General features: G+C 60.9%; 16 protein-coding genes and 1 tRNA gene. 6 read left to right on the forward strand and 11 right to left on the reverse strand.

Annotated features, from left to right (window positions below):
• From ABJF10_RS19360 to ABJF10_RS19395, 8 genes are all read right to left on the reverse strand, one after another.
• A partial coding sequence (locus ABJF10_RS19360) for a GTP-binding protein (protein WP_348546266.1) occupies positions 1 to 138 on the reverse strand: 138 nt, incomplete at its 3' end.
• Between the two features lie 63 nt (positions 139 to 201).
• A tRNA-Thr gene (locus ABJF10_RS19365) sits at positions 202 to 277 on the reverse strand.
• 228 nt (positions 278 to 505) lie between these two features.
• On the reverse strand, positions 506 to 1,510 hold the full coding sequence (locus tag ABJF10_RS19370) for an alpha-E domain-containing protein (protein ID WP_348546251.1): 1,005 nt from the start codon (positions 1,508 to 1,510) through the stop codon (positions 506 to 508).
• A gap of 29 nt (positions 1,511 to 1,539) precedes the next feature.
• Positions 1,540 to 2,991, reverse strand: coding sequence for a circularly permuted type 2 ATP-grasp protein (locus tag ABJF10_RS19375; RefSeq protein ID WP_348546252.1), 1,452 nt, complete (start codon positions 2,989 to 2,991; stop codon positions 1,540 to 1,542).
• Between the two features lie 21 nt (positions 2,992 to 3,012).
• Positions 3,013 to 3,537 (reverse strand): GNAT family N-acetyltransferase, encoded by a 525-nt coding sequence (locus ABJF10_RS19380; RefSeq protein WP_348546253.1) that lies wholly within the window; start codon positions 3,535 to 3,537, stop codon positions 3,013 to 3,015.
• Between the two features lie 180 nt (positions 3,538 to 3,717).
• Entirely contained in the window at positions 3,718 to 4,203 is a 486-nt protein-coding gene (locus tag ABJF10_RS19385) for a hypothetical protein (RefSeq protein ID WP_348546254.1), read from the reverse strand.
• Positions 4,200 to 5,396 carry a PilT/PilU family type 4a pilus ATPase gene (locus ABJF10_RS19390; RefSeq protein ID WP_348546255.1) on the reverse strand — a complete coding sequence of 399 codons (1,197 nt, stop codon included), beginning with the start codon at positions 5,394 to 5,396 and terminating at the stop codon, positions 4,200 to 4,202. Before ABJF10_RS19390 ends, ABJF10_RS19385 begins: the two co-directional genes overlap by 4 nt.
• 17 nt (positions 5,397 to 5,413) lie before the next feature.
• Positions 5,414 to 6,493, reverse strand: a complete 1,080-nt coding sequence (locus tag ABJF10_RS19395; RefSeq protein ID WP_348546256.1) for a type IV pilus twitching motility protein PilT — start codon at positions 6,491 to 6,493, stop codon at positions 5,414 to 5,416.
• 398 nt (positions 6,494 to 6,891) lie between these two features.
• Here ABJF10_RS19395 and ABJF10_RS19400 point away from each other — a divergent pair, with 398 nt between their 5' ends.
• Together ABJF10_RS19400 and ABJF10_RS19405 are read left to right on the forward strand one after the other, a co-directional pair.
• The gene (locus ABJF10_RS19400) at positions 6,892 to 8,457 is read left to right on the forward strand and encodes an arylsulfatase (RefSeq protein WP_348546257.1); all 1,566 of its coding nucleotides are present in this window, start codon (positions 6,892 to 6,894) and stop codon (positions 8,455 to 8,457) included.
• Positions 8,458 to 8,597: 140 nt separating this feature from the next.
• A complete protein-coding gene (locus ABJF10_RS19405) occupies positions 8,598 to 9,377 on the forward strand; it encodes an SDR family NAD(P)-dependent oxidoreductase (protein WP_348546258.1) in 780 nt (259 codons plus the stop codon).
• 21 nt (positions 9,378 to 9,398) lie between these two features.
• On the opposite strand, the gene glgX is transcribed toward ABJF10_RS19405, so the two are convergent.
• Entirely contained in the window at positions 9,399 to 11,741 is a 2,343-nt protein-coding gene (gene glgX, locus ABJF10_RS19410) for a glycogen debranching protein GlgX (protein WP_348546259.1), read from the reverse strand.
• Between the two features lie 179 nt (positions 11,742 to 11,920).
• Here glgX and ABJF10_RS19415 point away from each other — a divergent pair, with 179 nt between their 5' ends.
• A complete protein-coding gene (locus ABJF10_RS19415; protein WP_348546260.1) occupies positions 11,921 to 12,466 on the forward strand; it encodes a cupin domain-containing protein in 546 nt (181 codons plus the stop codon).
• A gap of 923 nt (positions 12,467 to 13,389) precedes the next feature.
• Positions 13,390 to 13,542 carry a hypothetical protein gene (locus ABJF10_RS19420; protein WP_348546261.1) on the forward strand — a complete coding sequence of 51 codons (153 nt, stop codon included), beginning with the start codon at positions 13,390 to 13,392 and terminating at the stop codon, positions 13,540 to 13,542.
• A 6-nt stretch (positions 13,543 to 13,548) separates the two neighbouring features.
• On the opposite strand, the gene ABJF10_RS19425 is transcribed toward ABJF10_RS19420, so the two are convergent.
• A complete protein-coding gene (locus ABJF10_RS19425) occupies positions 13,549 to 14,265 on the reverse strand; it encodes a response regulator (protein WP_348546262.1) in 717 nt (238 codons plus the stop codon).
• A 171-nt stretch (positions 14,266 to 14,436) separates the two neighbouring features.
• A complete protein-coding gene (locus tag ABJF10_RS19430; RefSeq protein ID WP_348546263.1) occupies positions 14,437 to 14,901 on the reverse strand; it encodes an RNA pyrophosphohydrolase in 465 nt (154 codons plus the stop codon).
• On the opposite strand from ABJF10_RS19430, the gene ABJF10_RS19435 reads away from it, so the two are divergent.
• Together ABJF10_RS19435 and ABJF10_RS19440 are read left to right on the forward strand one after the other, a co-directional pair.
• On the forward strand, positions 14,900 to 15,385 hold the full coding sequence (locus tag ABJF10_RS19435) for a hypothetical protein (RefSeq protein WP_348546264.1): 486 nt from the start codon (positions 14,900 to 14,902) through the stop codon (positions 15,383 to 15,385). The two genes, ABJF10_RS19430 and ABJF10_RS19435, sit on opposite strands and share 2 nt — an antisense overlap.
• Positions 15,386 to 15,462: 77 nt before the next feature.
• Positions 15,463 to 16,177 (forward strand): serine/threonine-protein kinase (locus ABJF10_RS19440; RefSeq protein ID WP_348546265.1); only part of this gene is annotated, 715 nt, incomplete at its 3' end.

Raw genomic sequence — 16,177 nt, forward strand, 5'->3', positions numbered from 1 at the left:
ACCCTTGGCCTCGGCGAAGCCCTTCTTGGAAAGAATCGTGGTGATGGCCGCGGTCAGAGTGGTCTTGCCATGGTCAACGTGGCCAATGGTGCCGACGTTCACGTGCGGTTTGTTGCGTTCGAATTGAGCCTTAGCCATAAGGTCGGTGGAGGTAGTTTAGGTTATGTAGTTTAGGTTGGTTCTGAAAGCTGCGCTGCCGGATGGAGCCTGCGATCGGGATTGAACCGATGACCTCGTCCTTACCAAGGACGTGCTCTACCAACTGAGCTACGCAGGCACTGCATCCAGTGCGCTAAAATCGGGGACTTTTACATCACCGGCCGCACTCTGCTTCGAGAGTGAAAAAGCCCGTCCCGCAGCGACCCTTGAGGTCACACGCAGGTCAGGCAAATTCGCATCCCTATGACGGAGAGCGGGCGGGCAAGCTAGCAAAGGCGACTCTGGTGTCAAAAGAAATTCGCCCTATTTCTTCCCCTGCGCCACGCACCCGCGAAAAGGCGCGTGTTCAGGCCGCGCCTTGCGACTGCGATTGCGACTGTTCCACGGTCGGTTCGAGCCATTCGCAGTACTCCGTATTCATCGCACTGCTGATCTCGATGAGCCGGAGCTGAATGCCATCGAGATACTGGTGCAGGCCCTTTTTGAAAACGTCGCCGATGGTCGCGTAATTGAGGTCCGAGCACAACTTGCCGGAGAGCCGCTCCGCCTCGGTGGTGAATTGCGAACGCGGGCAGCCGGAGATGCGGTGCAGGGCGGCATCGACCCCCTCGACGCAAAAGCGGATGGAACGCGGAAAGCTATCGTGCAGCAGGATGAACTCCGCCACGGTCCCTGGCGTGACCTGCCCGGTGTAAATCTTGCGATAAGCCTCGAAGCCGCTGCACGATTTCAGCACGGCCTGCCACTGCACGGTGTCCACGTTGCCGCCCACTTCTTCGCCGCGCGGCAGCAGGATGTGATACTTGAGATCGAGGAGGCGCGACGTGCTGTCCGCCCGCTCGATGTATTTGCCGATTTGCAGGAAATCCCAGCCTTCGCCATGGGTGAGCGTGGCCGCCGTGGTCCCGTGGAATTGATGCGAATAGTCGACCACGTGACGAAAGAAATCGATGGCGCTGGCCGCGAAGAGCTGCCGGGCCTCGGCGGCGTTGAGCCAGAGATACATGCTGTTGATGCGCTCCCACATCTCGCTGGAGATATATTCGCGCACCGTGCGGGCATTCTCCCGCGCCCCGGCCACGCAGGAGCGGATCGAGCCCGGGTTCTCCTTTGCGAAGGTCACGAACTCGCACACCGTCTCCGCATTCGTCACCGCGTAGAGCGAGTGAAAAAGCTTCTGGTCTTCCAGCGTGGCGAGAATCGGCTCCCAATCCCGCTTGTCACCGTCCTCCCCGGAGTTTTCGTCGTCGAGCGTGACCTGGAGGTTCACGTCGAGGATACGCGAGTTGTTTTCGGCGCGCTCGATGTAGCGAGCCAGCCAGTAAAGGGAATCAGCAACGCGGGAAAGCATGGGTGAGTCTGGAAAAGTCGATCTGCGGGTTATTCGTCATCCACCACCCACGAGTCCTTCGAGCCGCCGCCTTGCGAGGAGTTGACGACGAGCGAACCCTTGCGCAAGGCGACGCGGGTGAGGCCGCCGGGAATGATGGAAATTTTTTCGCCGCTCAGGATGTAGGGCCGGAAGTCGATGTGCCGGCCTTCGACCGCGCCATCGCAAAAGCTCGGGCTGCGCGAAAGGGAGATGACCGGCTGGGCCACGTAATTGCGCGGGTCCTTGATGATCGCCTGCCGGAATTTCTCGTGCTCTTCCTTGGTCGCGTGCGGGCCGATGAGCATGCCATAGCCGCCGCTCTCATTCGCGCTTTTGATGACGAGCTCGGGAATGTGCTCGAGCACGTATTTGCGGTCCTTTTCGAACATCGTGAGGTACGTCTCGACGTTGGGTAGGATCGGCTCTTCGCCGAGGTAAAATTTGATCATTTTCGGGACGAAATAGTACGTCACCTTGTCGTCGGCGATACCTGTGCCGATGGCATTGGCGAGGTTCACGTTGCCTTTGCGATAGGCATTCACGATGCCCGGCACGCCGAGCACGGAGTCCTTTCGGAAGACCGTGGGATCGATGAAGTCGTCGTCGATGCGGCGGTAAACCACGTCCACGCGCTTGAGGCCCTTCGTGGTCTTCATGAAGACGATGTCGTCCTTCACCACGAGGTCCTGCCCGACCACGATCTCGATGCCCATGGAACGCGCGAGGTAGGAATGCTCGAAGTAAGCCGAATTGAAGATCCCCGGCGTGAGCAGCACCACGGTGGGATCCTCTGGATTCGGGCAATTCGCCGGCGCGACGTAGCGCAGGAGATTGAGCAGATCCTGGCCGTAGGAATCGACGGGGCGCACTTTGAGTTTGCCAAAGAGTTGCGGGAACACGCGCTTCATCACCTGCCGGTTCTCGAGCACGTAACTCACGCCCGAGGGGCAGCGGCCATTGTCCTCGAGCACGAGATAATTGCCGTCGCGGTCGCGAATCAAGTCGCTGCCGCAAATGTGGATGTAGATGTCCTTCGGGACGTCGAAGCCCATGAACTCGGGCCGAAAATGCTTGGCGCTCTTCACGAGTTCCTCGGGGATGATCCCCTCCTTCACGATCCGCTGGTCGTGATAGATGTCGTGCAGGAATTTGTTCAGCGCCTGGATGCGCTGCACCAGCCCGCGTTCCACATGCTCCCACTCCTCGCGCGGGATGATCCGCGGGAAAAGGTCGAAGGGGAAAATGCGCTCCGTGCCCTGGTTGTCGCTGTAGACGGTGAAGGTGACCCCCTGGTTGATAAACGTCGACGTCGCGAGGGCCTGCTTGCGTTCGATCTCGCCGTCGCCCATGCCCTCGAAACGCTCGAGGACTTTTTCGTAATGCGGGCGCACCTGGCCCGGAGCGGCGAACATCTCATCGTAGAAATCGCCCACATCGTAGTTGCTGAAGAGTTGTCCCATAAAAAGTCCCTTGGCGGCCCGCTACGTCTCGGCCAGCGCAGGCGCGTATTCACACGCCTTACCCTCCGAACCGAATTTCGGATACACAAATTTGCACGCGGTGCTGTTCTCTTTCGTGATTCCCGCCGCCTGCACGAGACCCGCTTCCCCCAGTTGCTTGAGCGAGGCGTGCAGCAGCGCGGTGCCGAGCCCGCGATTGCCATACTCGGAGAGGACGCTTGGCCCGGAGATCAAGTTGGAATCCGCATCGGGATCGGTATTCAGCACCGAAGCGGCGATGATGCGCGGCCCGTGGGTGATCACGATGGCCGGGACAGTTTCGCGTTGGAAAGCAAGGTCGAGTTGCATTTCGAGTCGGTCGCGGAACTGGTTCAACGTATCGCTCCACGTGGAGTCCAGCGAAAAAGCAGTAATCACCACATGCGCCACCGCCTTGGCCTCCTCCCGCGTGGCCGCGCGGGTGATGAAATGGGCCGGAAGCTTTTGCTCGAGAGGCGGCAATTTTGCGGTCTGCCAGGTGAAGCGCTTCCAGCGCACTAATTTCATATGTCTGGGATTCTAAAACCACCCCGCCGGAAAGCAATGCCGAACGCAATTTTACCCACACGGTGGAGTGAAACAACCTCCCTCGCCCGCACGCAGTCGTTCCCTCAGTTGCACTTGGGAACGAACGCCGGATTCCAGGCGGCAGGCCGGCGGCGGGCGCGGACCCGCCTCCGTCAGCCCTTAACTCACTCCCTCCAGCTTCGTCGCTTCGCGAAAAGGGGTGTAAAACTCGTTCATCCGCATCACCCCGCGCCGCAGCACCGGACGCAGGTTCACGACGTCCGAAAGCCCCACCACGAGGTCGACACTGTACTGAAACGCCTGCATCTCATCGTTCGTCGTCAGCGTGGAACCGATGGCCACGAGGAATTGCCGGCGGCGCTGCTCGTGCGGCGCGGCGATCGCCGCCAGCACGATCGGATTCGTGGTCATGTCGCTCGCATTGAAATGCTCGGAAATGACGATCACATCATACGCGTGGGCGCGCATCTTCAGCAGGATGTCCTCGAGGAACAGACCGGTGTGAATCTTGTAGTTCAGCGCCGTCAACTGGTCGACCACGATGCGCTGCACCTCCGGCACATCCACGCACACGATGGCGGTTTGGTCACCCGGCTCGAAGAGATCGAGCCGGCTTTGAAATTCCATGACAGAGGGATTGTTCATTTGCCTACGCGGAGGTTGATGTACGAGTCGGGGGTGGACGAATCGAGGTCGAGCTTGAGCCCGCTTTCCTGCTCGTGATCCAGGCCGCGCAGTTTCTTCACGTCGTCGATGTAGCGCGTCATCTTGCCCTTGCTCGTGGCGTAGAGATTCGCGGTATCCTCCGAGATCAGGCCCGCCTGGTAGGCTTTCGCCAGGGATTGGTCAAAAGTCGTCCAGCCGAAGGTGTGATTCGCCTCGATGATCTCGTAAAAGCTGCGCCCATCCGCCTCGCCGAGCGCCACCGCTTCCCGCGTGCGCAAGTTCGAACCCATGATTTCGTTGATCATGATGCGCCCCCCGTTGACTTTCGGCGCCAGGCGCTGGCTCACCACGTAGCGCAGCGTCTCGCTCAAGCGCAGGCGCAGTTGCGTCTCCTCCGCGAGTTCGAACATGCCGAGGATACGGTTGATCGACTGGCCGGCATTGATCGTGTGAATCGTCGAGAGCACCAAGTGGCCCGTCTCCGCCGCGGTCAGCGCGATTTCCACCGTGGCCCGGTCGCGCATTTCACCGACCAGGATGACCTTCGGCGCCTGGCGCAGCGCGGAGCGCAGGCCATTCGGAAAGGCGTCGAAATCGGCGCCCAGTTCGCGCTGGTTGAAGGTGGCCTTCTTGTGCGGATGAATGTATTCGATCGGGTCCTCGAGCGTCACCACGTGCACCGCCTGCGTCTCGTTGATCTCGTTCAAGATCGCGCTCAGCGTCGTCGTCTTGCCGCTGCCGGTGGCGCCCGTCACGAGGATCAGGCCGTTCTTTTCCTTCGCCATGTCGCGGAAGATCTGCGTGAGCCCCAGCGAAGTCAGCGACGGCATCTCGCTCTGCGCTTTCCGCATGATGATCGCGAAATTCCCGCGTTGCTTGAAGATATTCACGCGGAAGCGGGCGCGCTCCAGCAGCGAGTAGCTGCAATCGCAAGCGCCCCGCATCACCAGGTCGCGCAGCAGATGGCGCTGGTTGCCGATGATGGTCAAGGCCAGTTGCTCGGTCTGGTAATGGGTCAGTTTGCGGATCGACGGCGTGGTGATGACCGCTTCTTTCAATTCGCCGAAGGTCTCCACCTGGAGCGGTCGGCCCACGGAAAAAACAAGGTCGGAAATGCCCGGGTGCGTATCGAGCATCGCACCCAGGACGGCGTCGAGTTCAGGTTGTCTCATTTAGGGGGTCTTTCTGCTTAATCCTCGAAATCGTCGGGCGGCGTCTTAAGGAACACCCGGAACTTCTTCTTGTCCTGACATTTGTCGTAGGCCTCTTCCGGCGAGATCCGCGCGGCCCGCAGATGCTCCAGGATGGCGTCGTCGAGCGGCTGGTTGCCCTTGCGTTTGCCCACCTGCATCATGCCCGGGATCTGGTGCGTCTTGCCCTCGCGAATCAGGTTCGCGATCGGCGTGTCGACGACCAACACCTCGAGCGCGGCGAGCCGGCCCGGCTTGTCCACCCGCTTGAAAAGGTTCTGCGCCACCACGCCCTTGAGCGATTCCGAAAGGCCCGCGCGAATCTGGTTCTGCTGGGTCGCGGGAAAGACGTCGATCACACGGTCGATCGTTTTCGGCGCGCTCGGCGTGTGCAGTGTACCGAATACCAAGTGACCCGTGGCCGCCGCGGTGAGCGCCAGCTCGATGGTCTCCAAGTCGCGCATTTCACCGACCAGAATGATGTCCGGATCTTCACGCAGCGCCCCGCGCAGTGCGCTGGCAAAGGATTTCGTGTGCATCCCGACTTCCCGGTGGTTGACCAGCGACTGCTGCGAGCGGTGCACGAATTCGATCGGGTCTTCCACGGTGATGATGTGGTCCTTCCGCTGGAGATTCGCGTAATCGATCATCGCCGCCAGGGTCGTCGATTTACCGGAGCCCGTCGGGCCGGTGACCAGCACCAGGCCCTTCTTGAGCATGGAGAATTTCTTCAGCACGGGCGGCAGCCCCAGCTCATCCGCGGTGAGCACTTTGCTGGGAATGAGACGAAATACCGCCGCGATGCCCACCCGCTGGTTGAAGAAGTTGGCGCGGTAACGGGCAAACCCCGGGTACTCGTAGCCAAAATCCACGTCCCCGGTTTCTTCGAAAATCTTGATCTTCTGTTCCGGGGCAATCTCGTAAACGAGCGCCTTCAGGTCGTCATTCGCCAGAGGGGGCATGTCCACCCGGACGAGCTCGCCATGAATACGCAGCATGGGCGGGTTGCCAGTGGAAAGATGAAGGTCAGAAGCACTCTGCTCCTTCATGAATTTGAAAAACGAGTCAATACGGGCCATATCGCGTTACGGAGATAGCTAGTGCGATGCCACGGAGGGGGACTTCGCTCTGAATCTCCGACGGAGGCCGAACCAAACGGGTTCCAGTCCGTCGACAATGCGCTGTCAGAAACGGTCCGGCACACTTGGCTGCGGTGTAAAAACTTTAGCTAAATAACTGGCGACATTTCACCAACGACTAGATAAATGCGGTCCCGTATTTTTGCGTATAGCGCGGATCACCCCCTCCAAAACCCAATCCTGCAACCCAATCACGGAACCACGGAACGAGCAGCGTTGGACAAAGGGTGGTGAGCCCGTTTGGGCCGGCGATTACATGCTCCCACCACGAATTTGGCCCGGCGCCCCAAAAACCACCAGCGCCCGGGCCGAGCACCAAAACAAGAAAAACACACATCATGATTCAGAAAACCCTCCACTGCGGATTGACTCTGCTCGTCGCTGGCGCGGCCCTCCTCGGCACCGTCGCTCCGACCCACGCCACGGACAAAAAGAAACCCAACATCCTCATCCTTTGGGGAGACGACATCGGCTACTGGAACGTCAGCATGAACAACCAGGGGATGATGGGCTACAAGACACCCAACATCGACCGCATCGCCAGGGAAGGCGCGAACTTCACTGACTGGTATGGACAGCAGAGTTGCACCGCCGGGCGCGCGTGTTTCATCACCGGCCAGTCCGGCTACCGCACCGGCCTGCTCAAAGTCGGCCTGCCGGGCGCGAAGGAAGGCCTGCAGGCGCGCGACGTGACCATCGCCCAACTCCTCAAGGGGCAGGGGTACATGACCGCGCAGTTCGGCAAGAACCACCTCGGCGACGCCGACTCCACGCTGCCTACGGTGCATGGGTTCGACGAGTTCATGGGCTCGCTCTACCACCTCAACGCCGAGCAAGAGCCGGAGCATCCCGACTACTTCAAAGACCCGGCGATGATCAAGAAATACAACACGCGCGGCATCCTTCATTGCTGGGCCAATCCGGACGGCACGCAGAAGATCGAGAGCCTCGGCCCGCTGACCATCAAGCGCATGGAGACCATTGACGAGGAAATCACCAAGCGCAGCCTCGAATATCTCGAAGAGGCCAAGAAGGCCGACAAACCTTTCTTCCTCTGGTGGAACGCCACCCGCATGCACGTCCACACCCATCTCAAGAAGGAGAGCCAGGGTGTGACCGGCCTCGGGGTCTATCCCGACGGCATGGTCGAGCACGACGCCATGGTCGGCCAGATCCTCAACAAGCTCAAGGAGCTGGGCCTCGAGGACAACACCATCGTCATGTATTCCACCGACAACGGCGCGGAGAAAGGCAGTTGGCCCGATGGCGGCATCTCGCCCTTCCGTGGCGAGAAGAATACGAACTGGGAGGGCGGCTACCGCGTGCCCTGCGCCATCCGCTGGCCCGGCGTCATCGCGCCCGGCACGGTGCATAACGACATCTGCTCACATGAAGACATGCTCCCCACGCTGCTCGCCGCCGCCGGCGTCCCCGACGTGAAGGAGCAACTGCTCAAAGGCATGAAAGTCGGCGACAAGACCTTCAAGGTCCATCTCGACGGTTACAACCTGACCGATTACCTCGCCGGCAAAGCCGCCGACCCGCGCCAGGAGTTCTTCTATTTCAACGATGATGGCTCGGTGGTGGGCGTCCGCGTCCGGCAATGGAAGATCGTTTTCGCCGAGCAGCGCTCCCACGGCATGGACGTGTGGCGCGAGCCCTTCACTCCCCTGCGCGTCCCTCGGATGATCAACCTTCGCGCCGATCCCTTCGAGGAAGGCGAACACGGCTGGACCGATTGGGAGTGGACGATGGACCACGCTTTCCTCCTCGTCCCAGTCCAGCAATTCGTCGGGCAATTCCTCATGACCTTCAAGGAATTCCCGCCGAGCCAGGCCGTCGGCAGCTTCGGCCTCGACGACGTGCTGAAGTCGATCAGCAACGCGCAGACCGGCGGCAAGTAAACCCACGCTGACTCAACGCGGATTCAATTCCCTGGGCCGCACCTGTTCCATCCGGGTGCGGCCCTTTTTGTCTAAGCAGGATCTGTAGGCAGACCTGAAAAGAGTGCGCAGACGGCGCGCATCTGTTTTCCTTTCTCGCTGTGCCTGTTTTCGATCGCTTCAATCTCACCGGCCGCCGCGCGCTGGTCACCGGCGGATCGCGAGGCCTGGGGTTGGAGATGGCCCGCGCCCTGGGCGAGGCGGGCGCTGAAGTGGTGATCGCGGGCTCTGATGAAACACACCTGCAAAACGCCTGCACCGCGCTGGGCGGCGAGGGCCTCCGCGTGAAGTCGGTGCAAGCGGACCTCTCGCGCCCCGAGGAGGCGGAACGGTTGTGCGATGTGGTGCTGCGGGATTTTCCAGCGATCGATATCTTGATCAACAACGTGGGAGGCCGACGCATCAACACCCCGACGGAAGATCTGTCGCTGGCCGACTGGCAGCGCATGCTCGATTTGAATCTCACCCAGGCGTTTATCCTCACCAAGCGCCTCGGCGCGGCCATGATCCCGCGCCGCTGGGGACGGATCATCAACATTTCCTCGATCAACGCCTTCTGGCCGGGCAAAGCAATGCGCGGGCGCAGCTACGAAACCGCGAAGGGTGCGCTGACGATGTTCACGAAGGCCGTCGCCGCCGACTGGGCCGGGCATGGCATCACGGTGAACGCCATTGCACCGGGGCCTTTCCTCACGGACGCGAACCAGCGCTGGATCGGCGAGCGGCCGGAGTTTGAGCAGGAAGTCGCCGGCAGCATTCCGATGGGCCGCTGGGGCCAGCCGGAAGAGATCGCGCCGCTCGCACTCTACCTGGCCAGCGACGCCAGCAGCTACATGACCGGCAGCGTCCTCGTGATCGACGGCGGCAAGTTGCTGTGGTGAACGAGAGCCGGGACGCGGGATCTATTTCAGCGGCGGGTGGTCGGGCTCCTTCGCCCCCTGCGCCAGGTCGGATATGGCGGGCGGCGTGATGTGTTTTGCGCGGAAACGCGGGCCGATCGTCGCGGGATCGATCGGTTCATGACGGGAGGGCCGCGGCGGCACGGGCGGCGCGACTGGATCCTGTTTCTGGCTCCGCTTCCACGCCACATTGCGAGCATCGTCTTGCGAGCCTTTGACCAGCCGCAGGATGCAGAGGGTGCGCCCATCCACGGCCAGTTCATCGCCCGCACTGTAGGCGGCGGGCGCGGCGGGAAAGCCGCTCTCCTCATGGGTATTGAGAAAGACTTCCCAATTAACGTGCTCTTTACCCGGCAGGGCGAACTTCACGGGCTCGTGATAGGCATTGAAGAGGAAGACAAAGGTGTCGTCGCGCACGGGCTCGCCCTCGGGATTGCGGATATCGAGCGCATCCCCGGAAAGCAACATGCCCACGCAGCGATTGGCCGAGTTCCAGTCCTCGCTGTTCATCTCGCTGCCGTCGGTGTCGAACCACAGCAGATCCTTGATCCCCGCGCGCGGCACGCGCCGGCCTTGAAAGTATTTCGGCCGGCGAAAGAGGGGGTGATTCTTGCGCTCATGGATGAGTCGCGCGGTGAATTCGATGAGCTGTTTCTGCCATTCCGCGTGTTCCCAGTTGAACCACGAGATCTCGTTGTCCTGGCAATACGCGTTGTTGTTCCCCATCTGCGTCCGGCCAAATTCGTCGCCGCCCACGATCATCGGCACGCCTTGGGAGAGCAGCATCGTCGCCAGGAAATTGCGGAGCTGCTGGCGGCGCAGGGCGTTGATGGCCTCGTCGTCGGTCGGCCCTTCCGCGCCGCAGTTCCAGGAGCGGTTGTCGTTGTGTCCGTCCTGGTTGTTTTCCCCGTTGGCCTCGTTGTGTTTGTCGTTGTAGGCGACCGTATCGTAGAGGGTGAAGCCATCGTGCGCGGTCAGGATATTGACCGACGCGTACGGGCGGCGCCCTCCTGCCTCGAACAAATCCGCGGAGCCGGTGAGGCGATACGCGAGCTCCCCGAGCAGCCCCATATCGCCCTTCCAGTAGGCGCGCAGGCAATCGCGGTATTTGCCGTTCCACTCCTGCCACAGCACGGGGAAATTGCCCACCTGATAACCGCCTTCGCCCACGTCCCATGGCTCGGCGATGAGCTTCACCGTGGAAATCACCGGATCCTGGTGGATGCAATCGAAGAACGCCGACAGCCGCGAGACATCGTGGAACTCCCGCGCGAGCGTCGCCGCGAGGTCGAAGCGGAAGCCGTCCACGTGCATCTCCGTGACCCAGTAACGCAGCGAATCCATGAGCAACTGCAACACGTGCGGGTGCTGCATGTTCAGCGTGTTGCCCGTGCCGGTGTAATCCATGTAATAGCGCCGGTCATTCTGCACGAGGCGGTAATAGGCGGCGTTGTCGATCCCCCGGAAACTCAGCATCGGCCCGAAGTGATTCCCCTCGCCCGTGTGATTGTAGACCACGTCGAGGATCACCTCGATTCCCGCCGCGTGCAGCGCCTTCACCATCTCCTTGAATTCCCGCACCTGGTCGCCCGACGTGCCATCGTGCGCGTAAGCCGAGTGCGGCGCGAAATAACCGATTGAATTGTAACCCCAGTAGTTGGTTAGCCCCTTGTTCTCCAGGAATTCATCGTTCACGAAATGGTGAATCGGCAGAAGCTCGACCGCCGTGACGCCGAGCTTTTTGAAATAGTCGATGGCAAAGGGATGGCCCAGCGCGGCGTAGGTCCCGCGCAAGTCTTCCGGGATGCTGGGGCAAAGCTTGGAGAAACCTTTGACGTGGACCTCGTAGTAAATCGACTCCGGTTGCGCGACGTCGAGGAGTTGGTCGTCGCCCCAATCGAACGCATCGTCCACGACGATCGATTTCGGCATGCACCAGGCATTGTCGCGTTCATCGCGTTTCAAATCGGCGTTTTCGCTGCCGTCCTGCGTATAGCCAAACATCTCCGGCCCCCAATTCACCAATCCGGAGATGGCCTTGGCGTAAGGATCCAGCAACAGCTTGTCGGGGTTGAAGCGGTGGCCTTGCGCCGGCTCGTACGGGCCATGCACCCGAAAGCCGTACAGTTGCCCCGCCTTCAGTCCCGGGACGAGGCAATGCCAGACGTTGTTCGTCTTCTCGAACATCGGCAACCGGACGGTCTCCATCGATGACGCGGTGTCCTCAAAGAGGCAGAGGTCGATGCCGGTCGCGTTTTCCGAGAAGACGGCAAAGTTGACCCCCAGCGGGGTGACCTTCGCACCGAGCGGATTAGGCCGGCCTTTCCACAGTTTGAGTTGGTTCATAAAATCTCCAGGAACGGGGCCTTCGCGGGATTCCCCGAGGTCGAAATGTGCATGGCTGCCACTCATTCGCGGCACGGCTCTCACATGGATGGCCCCTGTTCCTCATTCCGAAAATCCTCGTCGACGATTCTTCCGTGCAGTCCACTCGGACCACCTCACTCGATTGCGGTTATACGCCGATGAATACCGCCTCACCCTCCGCCATGCCGAACGCCTCGCCGATTCCACCCGACGACCTCCAACGCCATCTCACTGTCGCCCACGCGGACGACGAAAACCTGCCGCACATCGGGATCGCCGGCAATACCTACACCATCCTCGTGAGCGGCCAGGACACCGCGGGCCGCCATAGTCTGATTGATATGCACGTGCCGCCCGGCGGTGGACCACCGCCACACCGGCACGATTTCGAAGAGATGTTCACCATCCTGGAAGGCGAGGTGGAGTTTACTTTTCGCGGCGCGAACTCGATCGGGCGCGCCGGTGAGACGGTCAATATCCCCGCCAACGCGCCCCACTCCTTCAAGAACACTTCCGCCCGCCCGGCCCGGCTGCTGTGCCTATGCTCGCCCGCCGGCCAGGAGGAATTCTTCCAGCTCGCCGGCGACCCGGTGGCTAACCGGACGGCGCCGTCCCCCAAGCTCAGCAATGCGGAGAAACTGGAGCGGCAGCGAAAAGTCATGGCTCTCCTCCCGAAATACCGGACCGAGATGCTGACGCCTTAGAGACTGTCTAAAAAGAGCTCTCTCCTCGCGTGTCATTCTGAGCGGAGTGTAACGGAGTCGAAGAACCCCGTCGTTTTACCATAGGTCATCGCTGGTAGAGCGACGGGGTCCTTCGACTTCGCTCAGGATGACCCCGTGAAGTGAGGCGTGAACTATTCATAGGCTCTGGAGCCGCCCATTTTAAGCGCCAGAATGAAATTTTCCGCAATGGAGCCCATGGAACCAATGGAGCCATGCACATTTTGCGCCGAGTCATGGCACACTTCCCAGCATGAATCCTGAAGATTGGACCACGCTCGTCACGGCAGGATGGCTCGCTTTCCCCCGGCCCTCGGCTAGGAACTCCATGATCGCCCCGCAGGCTCACTGCAGCCAGCACCTCGTGCAATTGCTCGCCCTATCCGATGCCGGAGGCATCCCCAGCGCCCATAGCCGGTGGTTGAGCGAAGCGACACCACCGGAAATGATCCCGAAAACCGCGCACCCCAACGGGGTGGCAGCCATTACTCGCCTCAATCCAAATCAAGGTAAATCAAGGCAATCAAGGTGCTAAAAATCTGCCAGTCCCACAGAGAGACCCGTGCCGCGAGGCCGATCAATCAAGGTCGCCCCGAGCGAAGAAAGGAGGTCGATTTAAGGTGCCTTAAGCCCCCTTAAGCCGATTTAAGGTGCGAGATTTTTAAAACGGGGGGCCTTAAGCAACCAAATGAAGCTTGCGGATCGGAAAGCGGGAGCACTCGGAAGGGTTGCCCGCCGCGCCTCTAACGGCTTGACTCAGCGGTGAGAAAGCTCAAGAACGGCGTGCGATGAAGCCCCCCACGCTCTCCCCAATCCGCACCGCGGCGCGGACTCGGTGTTTGGCAGCCGCCTTCGCTTCCGTCGTGTGCCTGGGGGCATTGTCCGGGTGCGCCACGCTCGGCCCGATGGCCGGCGACCACCCTGAACCTGCGCCACCCGACAATCGGCCGCTCAACGAGAAGATTGGGGAAGCCCTGCTGGTCGGACCGCTGGTCGTTCTGGAAGGCGTCGCGGAAGGCATGGCGAAATCCGGCTTCCACTATTCTTTCAGCCCCTGACTCGCCTTACATGATGCGCCGTTCCCCGCTGCGCTCGGAGTTGAGCGTGTCGAGGACGGAGCGGATCTGCGTGAGGAGCTTTTGCTGCGTGTAGGGCTTGGGGATAAAGCCCCGCAGGCCGCGGGCCAGCATGCTCCGCAGGCGCTCCTGCTCGGCAAAGCCGCTGCTCAGGACGACCGGCGCCTTGGGATTGATCTGGAGCAGTTCGGCGAAGACGTCGGACCCATCCATGATCGGCATGGTGAAATCGAGAATGATCAGCGCGATCTGGTCCCGGAGCTTCCGGTAGATCTCGATGGCCTGGAAGCCATCCTTGGCCGTGACAATCCGGTAGCCTTCGTCGGTCAGGACGCGCTGGGCCAGCATGGTGACCAGATCCTCGTCGTCGACGATCATGACCAATTCTTTCTGGCCCGTGGGATTGAAAATGCGCACGTCAGTCACCGGGGACGACATCGTCGGGAGCATCTTCGGGGGCGGCATTTCGGCTTTAGCCCCCGGACCGACTTCCGCCTGGTAGCCGCCCACGCGGTCCACCATCATGCGGGTCACCTTGGTGGCCCGTTCCACGCCGCTGCGCAGGATGGCAAAATACTTCTCCGTGTCGGGAGATTCGGCGCAGATGGTCTCCAGTACCTGGCTCGACTCGGAGATAACCTGCAGGAGATTATTCAGTTCGTTGGCCGTGGACTTGACCCACTGTATTTCCTCAGAGTCCGGCATGATTCAGCGCGGGTTGCGAGATGTCATGCCCCTTCATCGCGACATGCCCACCACACGCAACCGAGAAAGGCAACGATAACGAGTGAAAAAGACCCTAGTGTCAGCATAAATGTGCGCGGTCGTAGTGCCGGATTGTTCTCTTTAGGTCAACAGGATTCATGCCTGACGGTCTCATATTTTCGCGCCGAAGAAGTCGGCGAAGACCGCCCGGTAGACCTCGCGCTTCATCTCTGGCAGCCACGAGATCTGGAAGTCCTCGGCGGCGATCCAGCGGAAGGCCTGAAACTCCGGGTGTTTCGTGTCCACATTGATGCGGGCGTCCGGTCCTGTGTAGCCGCACAGGAAGTAGAACTGCTCCTTGCCGTGGTGCCCGCGCTTGATGCGCCCATTCCCGTAGAGATAGCGGTACGGCCCCTTGCGCTCGAGGATCTGGATATCCCCGGCTTCCACTCCGATTTCCTCCCCCACCTCGCGGACCAGGGCCTGCTCTGGAGTCTCCCCGTCGTCGATGCCTCCTTGCGGAAATTGCCAGGCGCCATCCACTCCCAGCCGTTCGCACACCAGGATCCGCCCACGGGAATTGCGCAGAATGGCCGCGACATTCGGCTTATACGTGATTTCATTTTCACTACTCATGTTGATTCGCAAATATGCTCCTGCCGCCGCCATCGCGTTCGTGCTTTGGGCGCTGTGGTTGCTCTGGCTGTGGCAGCCCGAGCGGCAGGTGCGCCTGCATACGACCCATTTTTTGAAAAAAGTCGAGCGGCGGAACTGGGAAGGGGCGCGTGTTTTTCTGGCCGATGACTTCACGGATCGCTGGGCCCACGACAAAAACTCCGCCTTGGAAGACGCGAAACAGGTCTTCTCCCAGTTCCTCTTTCTCACGATCGAAAATCGCACTGACAATTGTGATATACGTGGGACTGCGGCGACGACCCGCACCAGGGTAAAAATCAGCGGCAACGGCAGCGCGATCACGCAAATGGTCATGGAGCGGGTCAATGGCCTGCGCGAGCCCTTTGTCTTCACCTGGCGCAAGGCCGGCTCGGCTCCCTGGGACTGGCAACTCACGCACATTGACCAGCCGGAGCTGAGCATCGACCCGAATGTTTCCTTCTGAGGCGCCGCTAGGAAAAGGGGTGATCCTTTTGCTCGCCGCATTGCGCATGGGAGAGAAGAATGAATCCGATCACACCCATGAACCCCCAGCCACCACCGCCTCCGGAGGGTCCGACTCAACCGGGCGACCGACTGGAGGCCCTGTTTCACTCGGCGCTGGGCCGCGCGCCGGTCGATCGCGAAGCGTACCTGGCGGAAGCCTGCGCGGGCGACGACGATCTGTTGAGTGAAGTTCACCTCATGCTCCAGGCTCACGAGGAGGCAGGTGATTTTTTAACCGCCCAGGCGCCCAGCCCAGCCGTCCAGGCTGAAATGGCACGGCTGAAGGCGGAGGAAATGGGCGAGCGCATCGGCCCGTACAAACTTCTCCAGCAGATCGGTGAAGGCGGCTTCGGCACCGTCTGGATGGCCGAGCAAGAGCAGCCGGTCCGGAGGCGGGTCGCGCTGAAAATCATCAAGCTGGGGATGGATACCAAGGAAGTCGTCGCCCGTTTCGAGCAGGAACGGCAGGCGCTGGCCATGATGGATCACCCGAATATCGCCAAGGTCTTCGATGCCGGCGCGACGCCCACGGGCCGGCCTTATTTCGTCATGGAATTGGTGCGTGGCATCAAGATCACCGACTACTGCGATCAGGCCAGCCTGCCGACTGCGGAGCGGCTCCATCTCTTCATCGCCGTCTGCCACGCCGTGCAGCACGCGCATCAAAAAGGGATCATCCACCGCGACATCAAGCCCTCGAACATCCTCGTCACCCTGCACGACGGCGTGCCCGTGCCCAAGGTCATCGACT

Origin of the sequence: Chthoniobacter sp. (assembly GCF_040003245.1) — a bacterium.
Taxonomy (GTDB): domain Bacteria; phylum Verrucomicrobiota; class Verrucomicrobiia; order Chthoniobacterales; family Chthoniobacteraceae; genus Chthoniobacter.

Bases quoted from the DNA above. Each gene is read 5' to 3' on its own strand.
- ABJF10_RS19435 (WP_348546264.1), top strand. From the start codon at position 14,900: ATGTTGATTCGCAAATATGCTCCTGCCGCCGCCATCGCGTTCGTGCTT.
- ABJF10_RS19400 (WP_348546257.1), top strand. From the start codon at position 6,892: ATGATTCAGAAAACCCTCCACTGCGGATTGACTCTGCTCGTCGCTGGC.
- ABJF10_RS19430 (WP_348546263.1), bottom strand. From the start codon at position 14,901: ATGAGTAGTGAAAATGAAATCACGTATAAGCCGAATGTCGCGGCCATT.
- ABJF10_RS19380 (WP_348546253.1), bottom strand. From the start codon at position 3,537: ATGAAATTAGTGCGCTGGAAGCGCTTCACCTGGCAGACCGCAAAATTG.
- ABJF10_RS19375 (WP_348546252.1), bottom strand. From the start codon at position 2,991: ATGGGACAACTCTTCAGCAACTACGATGTGGGCGATTTCTACGATGAG.
- ABJF10_RS19370 (WP_348546251.1), bottom strand. From the start codon at position 1,510: ATGCTTTCCCGCGTTGCTGATTCCCTTTACTGGCTGGCTCGCTACATC.
- ABJF10_RS19395 (WP_348546256.1), bottom strand. From the start codon at position 6,493: ATGGCCCGTATTGACTCGTTTTTCAAATTCATGAAGGAGCAGAGTGCT.
- ABJF10_RS19385 (WP_348546254.1), bottom strand. From the start codon at position 4,203: ATGAACAATCCCTCTGTCATGGAATTTCAAAGCCGGCTCGATCTCTTC.
- ABJF10_RS19390 (WP_348546255.1), bottom strand. From the start codon at position 5,396: ATGAGACAACCTGAACTCGACGCCGTCCTGGGTGCGATGCTCGATACG.
- ABJF10_RS19420 (WP_348546261.1), top strand. From the start codon at position 13,390: ATGGCCGGCGACCACCCTGAACCTGCGCCACCCGACAATCGGCCGCTC.
- glgX (WP_348546259.1), bottom strand. From the start codon at position 11,741: ATGAACCAACTCAAACTGTGGAAAGGCCGGCCTAATCCGCTCGGTGCG.
- ABJF10_RS19415 (WP_348546260.1), top strand. From the start codon at position 11,921: ATGAATACCGCCTCACCCTCCGCCATGCCGAACGCCTCGCCGATTCCA.
- ABJF10_RS19425 (WP_348546262.1), bottom strand. From the start codon at position 14,265: ATGCCGGACTCTGAGGAAATACAGTGGGTCAAGTCCACGGCCAACGAA.